This is a genomic window from Gordonia sp. Z-3 (genome assembly GCF_036233855.1).
Classification (GTDB): Bacteria; Actinomycetota; Actinomycetes; order Mycobacteriales; family Mycobacteriaceae; genus Gordonia; species Gordonia tangerina.
The window spans coordinates 101,486-114,566 of sequence record NZ_JAZARS010000015.1; the positions used below are offsets into that span (position 1 = coordinate 101,486).

The following is a 13,081-nucleotide window of genomic DNA, read 5'->3' on the forward strand; positions in this document are numbered from 1 at the left end:
CCGTGACTTCCACGACGATCGCCATCGGTACCATCACGACCCTCGTCAGTCTCGTCTGCTGGGCGATCTTCTTCCAGGGCGTCGGGAAGATGGTCCGCACCATCAGCCACGGCCAGAAGATCGACTCAGCGCGAATCTTCCCGATCCTGCCGCGTATCAAGACGGTCGTCGTCGAGTTCGCTGCGCACACCAGGATGGCGAAGTTCCGAACCGTCGGTTGGGCGCACTGGCTGGTGATGGTGGGCTTCCTACTCGGCTTCATCTTCGTCTTCGAGGCCTACGGGCAGGCCTTCGATCCGCACTTCCACTGGCCGTGGCTGGGCACCTGGGGCCCCTACGTGCTGGCCGAGGAGGTCCTGGGCTGGGCCACTGTCATCGGCGGTGTCGCACTGGTGATCGTGCGCCAGCTCAACCACCCCCGTGTCCCGGAGCGCCTGTCGCGGTTCTCGGGCTCGAATTTCGGTGCCGCCTATTTCGTCGAAGCAGTCGTCATCATCGAGGGCCTGGGCATGCTCGGGGTGAAGTTCTTCAAGATCGCCTCGGGCATCGAGCACGCCCCGATCTGGGCGTCACCGACGCTGCACTACCTGGCGATGCCTTTCGAGGGCGCGCCCGAGTGGACCGTCTCGGCGATGGCCGTGATCAAACTGCTCTCGGCGATGATCTGGCTGGCCGTGGTCGGGCGCAACATCAACTGGGGTGTGGCCTGGCACCGGTTCGCGGCGTTCGTCAACATCTACTTCAAGCGTGAGGCCGACGGGGGCGTCGCTCTGGGCGCGCTCAAGCCGATGATGAGCCAGGGCAAGGTCCTCGACATGGAGACCGCCGACCCCGACGTCGACGCGTTCGGTGCCGGCAAGATCGAGGACTTCTCCTGGAAGGGCTGGCTGGACTTCACCACCTGCACCGAGTGTGGCCGATGCCAGAGTCAGTGCCCGGCATGGAACACCGGTAAGCCGCTGTCGCCGAAGCTGCTGATCATGTCGCTGCGCGACCACGGCTACGCCAAGGCGCCCTACCTGCTCGCGGGCGGCAAGCAGGACATGGCCGGCGACGAGGTGGGACTGGTCGACGCCGACGGCAACGTCGATGAAGCCAAGCTCAACGCGATTCCCGAGGAAGCCCGCGCCGAGGCAGCGCGCAAGCTGGTCGGCGAATCGCACGGCGCGCTGGGCGGCGGCAACGGCATCGAGGCCGCCGACGGCGAGTTCGATCCGGCCGCCCTCGGTGCCGTCATCGACACCGAGACCCTGTGGAGCTGCACCACCTGCGGTGCCTGCGTGGAGCAGTGCCCGGTCGACATCGAACACGTCGACCACATCCTGGACATGCGTCGCTATCAGGTGCTGATCGAGTCGGACTTCCCGACCGAGCTCGCCGGCATGTTCAAGAACCTGGAGAACAAGGGCAACCCGTGGGGCCAGAACGCCTCGGCGCGCACCAACTGGATCTCCGAGATGGACATCGAGATCCCGGTCTTCGGCCAGGACGTGGAAACCTTCGAAGGCTTCGAGTACCTGTTCTGGGTCGGTTGCGCCGGCGCATACGAGGATCGCGCGAAGAAGACCACCAAGGCCGTCGCCGAGCTGCTCGACGTCGCGGCCGTCAACTTCCTGGTGCTCGGCGAGGGCGAGACCTGTACCGGCGACTCCGCACGCCGCGCGGGCAACGAGTTCCTGTTCCAGATGCTCGCCCAGCAGAACATCGAGATGCTCGGCGAGGTGTTCGCCACCGCGCCGCAGCAGCGCAAGAAGATCGTCGTCACCTGTGCGCACTGCTTCAACGCGCTGGGCAACGAGTACCCGCAGCTCGGCGCGAAGTACGAGGTCGTACACCACACGCAGCTGCTCAACAAACTGGTCCGGGAGAAGCGCCTGGTGCCGGTCGCCCCGCTCGGCGAGGGCGTCACCTACCACGACCCCTGCTACCTGGGCCGCCACAACAAGGTCTACGACGCCCCGCGTGAGCTGATGGCCGCATCCGGCTCGAACCTCACCGAGATGCCGCGGCACGGCGAACGGTCCATGTGCTGCGGTGCCGGTGGCGCCCGCATGTGGATGGAAGAGCAGATCGGCAAGCGCATCAACATCGACCGGGTCGACGAGGCGCTCGATACTCTCGGCACGCCGAACGGGGATGCGCCGCAGAAGGTTGCCACCGGCTGCCCGTTCTGCCGCGTGATGCTCACCGACGGCGTGACCGCCCGCACGGCGAATACCGAGCAAGAAGGCAAGATCGAGGTCGTCGACGTGGCCCAGCTGCTGCTGGAGTCGGTCAAGCGCGGCGCCCCCGAGGTCAAGCGTGGCGGACGGTACCTCGGTCCCGCATCGGTGCCGACCACCGAACCCGAGCCCGCAGCAGCGCAGGAATCCGAACCGGAGCCGGCTGCGGCTGCGACGGCGGCGGGGGCAACCGCGACGGCCACCGAGGCCAAGCCGAAACCGAAGGTCGGCCTGGGCATGAAGGGCGGCAAGAAGCCGGGGGCGTCGGCGAAGGCCACGGCGCCGGCCGAGGCCAAGCCTGCCGATTCCGCACCAGCCGAAAGCAAGCCCGCCGAGAGCAAGCCTGCCGAGAAGAAGCCCGCTGCCAAGGGCTTCGGCATGGGCGCCAAAGCCAAGAAGCCCGGTACGGCCAAGGCCGACGCCGGGTCCGCAGCACCCGCGCCCGCCGAGGCCGAGTCGTCGGCGGCAGTCGAATCCACCGCGGCGGCCACCTCCGCCGACAACCCGCCGGTGGAGAAGAAGCCGGCCGCCAAGGGCTTCGGCATGGGTAAGGCCAAGCGCCCGGGTGCGGCGTCGAACGCCGCGGCCCCGGCCGCGGGGGTGACCGCGCCGGCGGAGAACAAGGTGGCCGAAGCGGAATCGGCGCCCGAGGCAGCAGCCACGGCCGACACCGAGACCGCCGCGACCTCCGGCGGCGCAGCCACTGAGGCAAAGGCGGGGAAGGCCAAGGGCTTCGGCATGGCCGCCGGCAAGAAGCGTCCCGGTGGCGCCGGCAAGGCCGCCGCGCCGGACGCGTCGGCGGCACCGGCGGGGACCGCGGCACCGGCTGAGGCGTCCGCTCCGGCGGAGACCGCCGGGGCTCCTGCCGATGGCGGGGCCGCAGCAGCCGAGGATGCATCCGCGACGACCTCCGCAGCTGCTGCCACGGAAGCGAAGCCCGGCAAGGCCAAGGGCTTCGGCATGGCGGCGGGCAAGAAGCGTCCCGGCGGCATCGGCAAGGCGGCACCGGCCGCAGCCGCACCGTCTCCCGAGACAGCAGAGCCCGCGACACCGGAGCCCGCGAGCGAACCGGAGCCGACCCAACCCGCACCCCCGGCGGAACCGGAGACGGCCGAAACCCCAGCCGACACCGAAGCCGATTCGCCTGCCGAGGAATCGGCCCCGTCGCCGAACGGGTCGTCGGACAAGACGATCGCCGAGACCGGCGCATCCAAGGCCAAGGGATTCGGCATCGCCGCGGGCAAGAAGCGGCCCGGCCACTCCTAGTCATCGGGTCGCCACCCTTATTCGCCAACACCACCTTGGAACCGAACCAAGGTGGTGTTGGCGTTTCGGGGTATCTGTTGTGACACCGTGAGCTCGCCGCGTCGTCGTGGTCACGGTGTCGCGGAAAACCCGTTTGCGCTGGACTGTCACAATTGAACTCGTGAGTAGACCGCATGTATCCCACCTGAACCAGAACCTCAAGCCGCTCGAGCAGTCACAGAAGCTGCAGAACGTGTGCTACGAGATCAGAGGTCCGGTTCACGCGAACGCGGCGCGGCTCGAGTCCGAGGGACACCGGATTCTCAAGCTCAACATCGGCAATCCGGCGCTGTTCGGGTTCGAGGCCCCCGACGTGATCATGCGCGACATGATCCATGCGCTGCCCTACTCCCAGGGCTATTCGGAGTCCGCGGGGGTGCTGTCGGCGCGGCGCGCCGTGGTCACCCGCTACGAGCTCCTCCCCGAGTTCCCCTACTTCGACGTCGACGACGTCATCCTCGGCAACGGGGTGTCCGAGCTCATCACCATGACGATGCAGGCTTTGCTCAACGACGGCGACGAGGTGTTGATCCCGGCGCCGGACTATCCGCTGTGGACGGCGATGACGTCACTGTCGGGTGGTCGGCCGGTGCACTACCGCTGCGACGAGGACAACGGCTGGAACCCCGACGTCGCCGACATCGCTTCCAAGATCACCGATCGCACCAAGGCGATCGTGATCATCAACCCGAACAACCCGACCGGCGCGGTCTACTCCCGCGAGGTACTCGAGCAACTCGTCGAACTCGCCCGGCAGCACTCGCTGCTGATCATGGCCGACGAGATCTACGACAAGATCCTCTACGACGACGCCGAGCACATCAACGTCGCCTCGCTGGCGCCGGATCTGTTGTGCCTGACCTTCAACGGATTGTCCAAGGCCTACCGGGTGTGCGGATACCGCGCCGGCTGGCTGGTACTGACCGGCCCCAAGGACCATGCGCGCGGCTTCATCGAAGGGCTCGGCATCCTCGCGTCGACTCGCCTGTGCTCCAATGTCCCCGGCCAGCACGCCATCCAGGTGGCCCTCGGCGGCTACCAGAGCATCGACGCACTCGTCGCACCGGGCGGACGCCTGTTCGAGCAACGCAACGTGACCTGGGAGAAGCTCAACAACATCCCCGGTGTCAGCTGCGTGAAACCGATGGGCGCGCTCTATGCCTTCCCGAAACTCGACCCCAACGTGCACGAGATCCACAACGACGAGCTGTTCGTCCAGGACCTGCTGTTGCAGGAGAAGATCCTGGTGGTGCAGGGCACCGGTTTCAACCTCACCGACCACAACCACTTCCGGATCGTCACCCTGCCGTGGGCGCGTGACCTCGACGAGGCGATCGATCGGATCGGCAATTTCCTGTCGTCGTACCGACAGTGACCGCCAAACCGCTGGTCGATCTCGATACGCCACTCACTTCGTTCGCGGCTACTCGATCCACGCAGTAACTACCAAACCGCTGGTCGAGTAACCGCCGAGCCGCTAGGCGAGGTGGTGTATCGAGACCAGTCCTCACCCGACGCCCCTTCACTGTGACTCCTTGTCACAGACAACTCTGGACGTATTGCTGTGACGCTTGGTAACGTCTAGCACCATTCGATCGTCTCGAAGGGGAGTCGCATGGTCGATTGGCGTATACAGCGAGTCAACAACGACGGCGTGTCATTGGCCGTCTTCGAGGTGGCAGGGTCGGCCACCACCGACGACGACGGGCACCGGCCGACGGTGCTGCTCGTACATGGCTGGCCCGACACCCACCATCTGTGGACACATGTCGCACCGGCGTTGGCCGACGCCTTCCACGTCGTGGCCTACGACTGCCGCGGCTTCGGCGAGAGCGACCGTCCCGACGGCGATGCCGCCTACCGGCTCGAAGGGCTCGCCGACGACCTGTTCGCGGTCGCCAACGCCGTGAGCCCCGACCGGCCGGTACATGTGATCGGCCACGACTGGGGGTCGGTGCAGGCGTGGGAGGCGGTCACCCGGCCTGGCGCGGAGAACCGGATCGCGTCCTTCGTCTCGGTATCGGGACCCAACCTCGATCAGCTCGGCACGTGGGCCCGGGCGAAGCTGCGCCGCCCGACGCCACGCAACCTCAGACACGCTGCGGCGCAGATGGGTTCGTCGGCATACACCGTGTTCTTCCAGCTGCCGGTGCTGCCGCGGCTATTCTTCGGAGTCGCCGGTTCTGCGGCGGTGTGGCGCGAGTTCCTGCACCGGGTGGAGGGCACTGAGCGTGACCAGGTGATCGTCGGCGACACCCTGCGCCAGGACATGATCTCAGGGCTTCGACTGTACCGCGCCAACATTCGCGCCAAGCTGATCGATCCGCGGGCCCGACCGACGTTGGTCCCGACTCTCGAATTGGTCAACGAACGCGACATCGCCTTGCGACCGGCGATCTTCGATGACACCTACCAGTACGCGCAGCGCTTGTGGCGCCGCTCTACCCCAACCGGTCACTGGCTGCCCTACACCAACCCAGACCATCTGGTGCGCAGCGCATCCGACTTCATCGCAACGCAGGCCGCGCGGTCGACGCCCGACATCGCCGCCCGAATGGACCGCACCCGTGTGTTCGGTGCGCCGCAGGCGTTGTCGGGGAAGCTGGCCGTGATCACCGGAGCCGGCAGCGGCATCGGGCGCGAGACCGCATTCGCCCTGGCCGAGCAAGGGTGTGAGTTGGTCGTCGCCGACATCGATCTCACCAGGGCCGACGAGACGTCCCGGCAGAGCAAGGCACTGGGCGCGCAGGCCGCGGCCTACGAGGTCGACGTCGCCGATGTCGAGGCGGTGACCGAGTTCGCCACGCGGGTGCGTGATCGACACGGCACTCCTGACATCGTCGTCAACAATGCCGGGATCGGACTGGCCGGAGGCGCGTTGGCCGCCACCGATGATCAGGTCGACCGACTACTCGACGTGAATCTGCGCGGGGTCATCTCCGGCAGCAGGGCGTTCGGCCGGCAGATGGTGGAACGCGGGATCGGCGGGCACATCGTCAACGTGGCGTCGGCGGCGGCCTTCACCCCGCAGCGCTCCCTGGGGTTGTATGCCGCTTCCAAGGCGGCTGTGCTGCTGTTCTCGGAATCGTTGCGCGCCGAGCTCGGCGAGCATCGGATCGGGGTGTCGGCGATCTGCCCCGGCATCGTGGACACCAACATCGTCGGCGCCACCCCGATCGCGGGCCTGCAGGCCGATGATGAGGACGCCGAACGGCGACGCCTCGACGGCCTGTACCGTCGCCGGGGATTCACACCCGACCGCGTCGCCCGCGCCATCGTCGACGCGATCGTGCACAACAAGGCCGTCGTGCCGGTCACCCCGGAAGCCGCGATCGGTTATTGCATCTATCGATTCGCGCCGTGGCTGTCGCGGATCGCCGCGCGCCGGAAAGTGACGGGGTAGCCCCATGATCGGCCAACCGCTCGATGTCGACAGCTCCGATCCCGGGCCGGTCGAGTTGCATGCCCGCAACGTGACCTTCGACTGGACCGAGACCCCGCTGCACTGGATACCCGGCCACCCGGTCGCATCGAACTTCATCAGCGTGCTCAATCTGATGCTGCCGGAGGGCGAACGATGGTTCGTGCAGACCTACAACGAGGCGCTGCCCCTGGTCGCCGACGACGAGCTCGCGGCGTCGATGCGCGGATTCATCGGCCAGGAGGCCATGCACGCCGAAGCCCACGACCATGTGCTGTGGGAATTCCTGGACATCCACGGCATCGACCCCCGGCCATATCAGCGGCAGATGGAATGGATCTTCCGCAAAGTGTTGGGTCCCATGGACTCCGGAACACCAGTTGCCCGGCGCAAGCACCTGATCGAACGCCTCTGGCTGATCGCGGCGCTCGAGCACTACACCGCCATCCTCGGGGATTTCGCCCTCAACAACACCTGGGTCGAGACAGGTGCCGACCCCGCAATGACCGACCTGTTCACCTGGCATGGCGCCGAAGAAGTGGAGCACCGTGCGGTGGCCCACGATGTGGCGGTCCATTTCGGTGATAGTTATCTCCGCCGCGGCCGCGCGATGCTGGTGGTGCTACCCATCCTGCTCGTGCTGATCCATCGAGGGTTCGGATTCATCATGAAGAAGGATTGCACGGTGCACTACAACTTCTTTCAGCGCCAGTACCATTACTACCGCGGGGTGCGTGCCGGTGTGCTGCCGAAGATGCGCAAGATCGTGTGGGCCACCTTCAGCTACTTCCGCCCCGGTTTCCATCCCAACGAGATCGGCAGCACCGCGCAGGCGGTGGCCTACCTCGCGGCATCACCGGCAGCGCGCAACGCAAGGTGATCCGGTGAATCAGCGCGCGCACCCGCACAGCACCGAGATGACTTCTCCCCCACCGCATCTCTATGGCCGTTGGCGGCACGATCCGTTGCTGTTGGCCGGCACCATGATTGCGAAGATATGGTGGCCGTTCTGGCGTCCACTGGCACCGCTGCACGAGCCGCCCACCGACGACGGCGTACGGACCCTGCGGGTCATCGACCGCACCGTGGTGGCCGAGGACGAGAATGTGGTGGCCCTGACCTTCGGCGCCCCGGATGGCGGTCCGCTCCCGCAGTGGCATCCCGGCGCGCACCTCGACCTGCTGCTGGCCTCGGGCCGTATGCGCGAATACTCACTGTGCGGCGACCCCGCCGACCGCCTCCACTACCGGATCGCGGTGCGGCGCATCCCCGACGGCGGTGGCGGATCGATCGAGGTCCACGACACCGTGACCGTGGGCACCGATGTGTCGGTCAAGGGACCACGCAACGCTTTCCCGTTGTCGATCCCCGGGCACGGATCGCCGGCACGCACGGTTCGCTTCATCGCCGCCGGCATCGGCATCACCCCGATCCTGCCGATGCTCGCCGCGGCCGAGCGCTTCGAACTCGACTGGTCGATGGTCTACACCGGGCGCAGTCGCGCGTCGATCCCGTTCGTCGACGAGGTGGCCCGCTACGGCGATCGGGTGGTGATCCGCACCGACGATGAACACGGACTACCCTCGATGGACGACCTGTTGGGACCGCTCGACCCGCACACCGGCCGCGCCCCGTCCGGACTCGCGGTGTACTGCTGCGGACCGGTGCCCATGTTGGAGTCCCTACGCGCCCATCTCGCCGACCGACCGGACATCGAACTGCATTACGAACGGTTCAGTCCGCCCCCGGTCGAGGACGGCGAGCCGTTCACGGTCACCATCGCCTCGACCGGCCGGCAGGTCGCGGTGAGCGCCGACGAGACTGCGCTGGCGGCCTTGCGGCGTGAGGTCGGATTGGTGCCGTACTCGTGTCAGCAGGGCTTCTGTGGCACGTGCAAGGTGAGAATGTTGTCCGGCGAGCCCGATCACCGCGACAACATCCTCACCGAACCCGAACGAGCCGGCGGCGCATTCCTCACCTGCGTGTCACGCGGTCGCGGGGACCTCACGCTCGAGCTGTGACGCTTCGGTGTCGGGCTGGGCGCGGTGGCCGCGCGGTGCGCCCCGCAGCAGAATCAACGCAGCGAGCGCAGCGGCCGAAGTGATGGCGACGGCCACCCACACCGCGCCGTGGAGTCCGTCGACGAACACCTCCTGCACCGCGATCCGGATCGGGTCGGCCACCGTCGCGGGCGCCTGTCGCGCCACCTCCACGCCGGCCATCACCGAGTCCTCGGCGAGGCCCGACACGGTCTGCGGCAAACCCAACGCAGACAGTCGATCCGCCACCCCCGTGGTGTAGACCGAGGTGAGCACCGATCCCAACACCGCAACGCCCAGGGTGCCGCCGATCTCGCGGGTGGTGTCGTTGACCGCCGACCCCGCGCCGGCCTGCTCGGGGTCGAGCGCGTCCATGATCACCTGCGTGCACGGCCCGGAGATGAACGCGAGGCCCATAGCCATCAGCGACATCGACCAGATGATCAATTCCCAATACCCCGAGGTTCGCGACGACACCTCGACCAGGGCGAAGCCGCCGGACATCAGCAGCGCCCCGGCCACCGCCACCAGTCGCGGCCCGAACCGATGCGACAGCGCCATCGCCACCGGTGAGAACACGGCCATCACCACTGCGAACGGCACCGTGCGCAGGCCGGCCTCGAGCGGACCGTAGCCCTTGACCGCCTGGAAGAACTGGGTGATCAGGAAGATGAAGCCGAACAGCGCAAAGAAGGCGACGCTGATCATCGCTGCGGCGGTGGCGAAGTGGCGGTTGGCGAACAGCCGCACGTTGAGAATCGGATGGTCCACGGTGAGCTCACGCCACGCGAACAGGCCCAGCGCCACCACTGCGACCACCAGACCCCCGATCGTCCGCGGGTCGGTCCACCCGAAGTGCGGCCCCTCGATCACCGAATAGGTCAGCAGGCCCAGGCCCACCACCGACAAGACGAGTCCGGGCAGATCGAACCGGGAGACGCGCGCGGGCCGGGTGCCCGGGACCACCGCGACGATGGCGATCACGGCGAGTGCGGCGAGCGGCAGATTCACCCAGAACACCGAAGCCCAGGTGTAGTGCTCGAGCAGCCAGCCACCCAGCACCGGACCGATCGCCACCGCGATACCCGAGGTCGCGGCCCAGATACCTACCGCCGCAGCACGTTCGCGTGACCCGACGAAGATCGAGACGATGATGGCGAGGGTGGCGGGAAACACCAGCGCGGCGAACAGGCCGAGTCCGGCGCGTGCCGCGATGAGCTGCCCGAGGGTCTGCGAGGACGCGGCGAGGGCGGAGACCGCGGCGAATCCGGCAATGCCGCTCAGCAGCATCCGCCGATGTCCGAAGCGGTCACCGAGGTAGCCGCCGGTGAGCAGCAGCCCGGCGAACACCAGGGTGTAGGCGTCGACGATCCACTGCAGCCCGGAGATCCCGGCATCGAGATCGCGCGCCATGGTGGGCAGCGCGACGTTGACGATCGTGTTGTCGACCATCACCAACAGCTCGGCAAAGCAGAGGGCCGCCAGGGCCCACCAACGAGTACGCATGGTCTTTCCTCCGAAGAAGCGGATATTTAGAACGCTGTCATAGTGTTGTAGCACGTTGTTCTATTCAAGTAGAACGCCGTGCTAGTAGGGTTGTCAACATGTCGCCGACCAAGAATCCGCGCACCCGCGCGACGGAGGTTCGCGCCAACCTGCTGTCCGCGGCGCGCACATTGCTCGAGCGGGAGGGTCCGTCGGCCTTGACCGTGCGGGCGGTGGCGACCGAAGCCGGCGTGGCGCCGATGGGCGTCTACAACCATTTCGACGGCAAGGACGGCCTCCTCGACGCGGTCGTCACCGACGGTTTCCGGGACTTCAGCACGCATATCGCGGCGGTCGACGCCGATGCTTCGGCGCGACTTCTGGCCAGCGGGCACAGGTATCGCGAGTTCGCGGTGGCCCACCCCCGTCTCTACGAGCTGATGTTCTCCACCGAGTGCCACGCCGACGACGAAGTGGCGGCGGCCGCCTTCGGGGTCCTCGTCGACATCGTGCGATACGGCCAGGCAGCAGGCGTCATCCGCGACGGCGACCCCGTGGCGCTGGCCGCGCAGACATGGGCCTGCGTTCACGGGGCGGTGAGCCTGGAACTGACGTCGGCGCATCCGCCGTTCGTCGACGCCGCCGCGAACTACGAGGACGTCCTGCTGTTGATCGCCCGGGGCCTGGCACCGTGACCCGAGAGCGGCAGTCGATCTGGGAGAATGTCGCGGTGACCGAATACCGGATCGACGATCTCGCACGCGCCGCCGGCACCACGACCCGCAACGTCCGCGGCTACCAGGACCGCGGTCTCCTGCCCCGGCCGTTGCGCCGCGGCCGGATCGCGATCTACACCGACGCACATCTGGCGCGCCTCAAAGTGATCAACGACCTTCTCAAACGAGGCTTCACGATCCGCCACATCGGCGAGTTCCTGTCGGGTTTGCAGCGTGGCGAGAATCTGGCCGAGGTACTCGGCGTCGAAGAGCTCGTCTCCGAGCCGTGGTCGACGGCGACCTCGACGACGATCTCCGCCGACGAGCTGCGCGACCTGCTCAACTCGGGGAATCCCGCACACTACGAGCGGCTGGCCGCCTACGGGCTGATCGAGGCCGACGGACCCGGCGACCCACCGGAGCGGTACACGATCCTCGACCAGGAGACCGTGTCCGCCTACGGACGTCTGGTGAAGCTCGGTCTGCCGTTGAGCGGCATCCTCGATGTACACGGTCGGCTCGACCACGAGATGTCGGCCGTCGCGGAGATCGTCATCTCGGCCGGCCGACGCGCCGTGACCGAGGGTCACGAGGATGGGTGGATACCTCGCACCGCAGCCGAATCTGACTGGGCAGCACAACTTTTGGGGGAGCTGAGACGAGCCGGTTCGGTGTCGGCGCACAACGCGCTCGACCGTGCTCTCGATCGCGACCTGGCTCGCCAGCTCAACGACTACCTCAACCGGGCGCGCGCGTCGGCCACGGGCCCTGCGGACATTCCGCCCGCACAGTAGACCGGGGCCCGCGACCTCCGCCTCGTCAGAACGGCACGACGATCGGCGGAAGCCCAGGAATCGGATTGGGAATGGTCCGCTGCTGGGGTGGAGGCGGTGCCGGGATCGGCGCCGGAGCGGGGGCCGGCGGAGGCGGTGGCGCCGGTTCGCCCGGAGTACGCCGCTGCGGCGGACCACCCGGCGCCGGATCGGTGGCCGACCACGTGGGCTCTGGCGGTGGGGGTGGGACGTACTGCGCGGCCGGTCGCCGCGCCGCGTCGAGTTGCGTCGGCTCCACCTGACCGGGATTCACCGGATCGGGCTGCTTCGGCCCCGAATCGTCGTCGCCACCGCCAGCAGGGTCGGCCGGGGCCGACGTCTGTTCGTCGCCGACGAATGCGGACAATCCGTCGGGGTTGTCGACGTCGTCGCCGGCGAACACTGCGATCACCGCAGCGAAGACCAGTGCGGTGCCGACGCCGATGATGGCGCAGACCGCGACGATACCGAGGGCGACCCGAGGTTTGGCGAGCCACTGCCGCTTCTCGGCAGGCCGATCCGACGTCGGATCCGTGGCCGGATCGGGCGGCGTCTGCGCCGTGGGGGCCGGTGTCGGCATCGCGCCGCCACCGGCATGCGGCGAGCGCGGCTCCACTACCAGGACCGGTAGCTCGGTCTGCGCTTCGATCGTCGCGACGAGATCGGGAGATGAGTCGTGACCGGTCGAGAGCACTACCGAGCCGATGTGTCCCGGCGCGGTCAGTTCCGCCGTGTGACACATTGCGGCGACATCGCGTTGGCCAGGTCGGCGCATGCGGTCGCGGCGATCAGCGACCACCGCCGCGGTCTCCGGGTCGATCGTCGATACGTGCGCACCGTTCTCGGTGATGTTCACCAGCAGAAACAGCGGCGACGGGTCGATGTCCCGCGCCCGTTGACTCTCCGCGACCTCACGCAGAAAGCCGGCACTGAGTCGGCGCACCGGAGATCTGGTCGTGGCGGCGGCGCCGCGACCGACGGTTGTCACAGAATGAGTCATGGGACCTGATGCCCTGCGGTTTCGAGCAGTTCCGGACCGCACGCCGGCTGGTTGCCGGTTCTCCAAATGACATGGCGATCA

General features: G+C 67.5%; 9 protein-coding genes. 7 read left to right on the forward strand and 2 right to left on the reverse strand.

The window, feature by feature from the left end:
* Positions 1-2 precede the first annotated feature (2 nt).
* The 5 genes from VX037_RS17570 to VX037_RS17590 all read left to right on the forward strand — a co-directional run bounded on the left by VX037_RS17570 (position 3) and on the right by VX037_RS17590 (position 8,969).
* The gene (locus tag VX037_RS17570) at positions 3-3,488 is read left to right on the forward strand and encodes a heterodisulfide reductase-related iron-sulfur binding cluster (protein ID WP_287014930.1); all 3,486 of its coding nucleotides are present in this window, start codon (positions 3-5) and stop codon (positions 3,486-3,488) included.
* 160 nt (positions 3,489-3,648) lie between these two features.
* Entirely contained in the window at positions 3,649-4,902 is a 1,254-nt protein-coding gene (locus VX037_RS17575) for a pyridoxal phosphate-dependent aminotransferase (protein WP_235721908.1), read from the forward strand.
* Positions 4,903-5,142: 240 nt separating this feature from the next.
* A complete protein-coding gene (locus VX037_RS17580) occupies positions 5,143-6,930 on the forward strand; it encodes an SDR family oxidoreductase (RefSeq protein ID WP_328715140.1) in 1,788 nt (595 codons plus the stop codon).
* 4 nt (positions 6,931-6,934) lie between these two features.
* Positions 6,935-7,828, forward strand: coding sequence for a metal-dependent hydrolase (locus VX037_RS17585; protein WP_287014928.1), 894 nt, complete (start codon positions 6,935-6,937; stop codon positions 7,826-7,828).
* Between the two features lie 4 nt (positions 7,829-7,832).
* A complete protein-coding gene (locus tag VX037_RS17590; RefSeq protein WP_287014927.1) occupies positions 7,833-8,969 on the forward strand; it encodes a PDR/VanB family oxidoreductase in 1,137 nt (378 codons plus the stop codon).
* On the opposite strand, the gene VX037_RS17595 is transcribed toward VX037_RS17590, so the two are convergent.
* The gene (locus VX037_RS17595) at positions 8,934-10,493 is read right to left on the reverse strand and encodes an MFS transporter (protein ID WP_287014926.1); all 1,560 of its coding nucleotides are present in this window, start codon (positions 10,491-10,493) and stop codon (positions 8,934-8,936) included. The two genes, VX037_RS17590 and VX037_RS17595, sit on opposite strands and share 36 nt — an antisense overlap.
* A 98-nt stretch (positions 10,494-10,591) precedes the next feature.
* Between VX037_RS17595 and VX037_RS17600 the strand changes: the two genes are divergently transcribed.
* Positions 10,592-11,167 carry a TetR/AcrR family transcriptional regulator gene (locus VX037_RS17600; RefSeq protein ID WP_235721903.1) on the forward strand — a complete coding sequence of 192 codons (576 nt, stop codon included), beginning with the start codon at positions 10,592-10,594 and terminating at the stop codon, positions 11,165-11,167.
* A 35-nt stretch (positions 11,168-11,202) separates the two neighbouring features.
* Positions 11,203-11,982, forward strand: a complete 780-nt coding sequence (locus VX037_RS17605; protein ID WP_266062820.1) for a MerR family transcriptional regulator — start codon at positions 11,203-11,205, stop codon at positions 11,980-11,982.
* Between the two features lie 25 nt (positions 11,983-12,007).
* On the opposite strand, the gene VX037_RS17610 is transcribed toward VX037_RS17605, so the two are convergent.
* Positions 12,008-13,000 (reverse strand): hypothetical protein, encoded by a 993-nt coding sequence (locus VX037_RS17610; protein ID WP_328715142.1) that lies wholly within the window; start codon positions 12,998-13,000, stop codon positions 12,008-12,010.
* Positions 13,001-13,081: the final 81 nt, after the last annotated feature.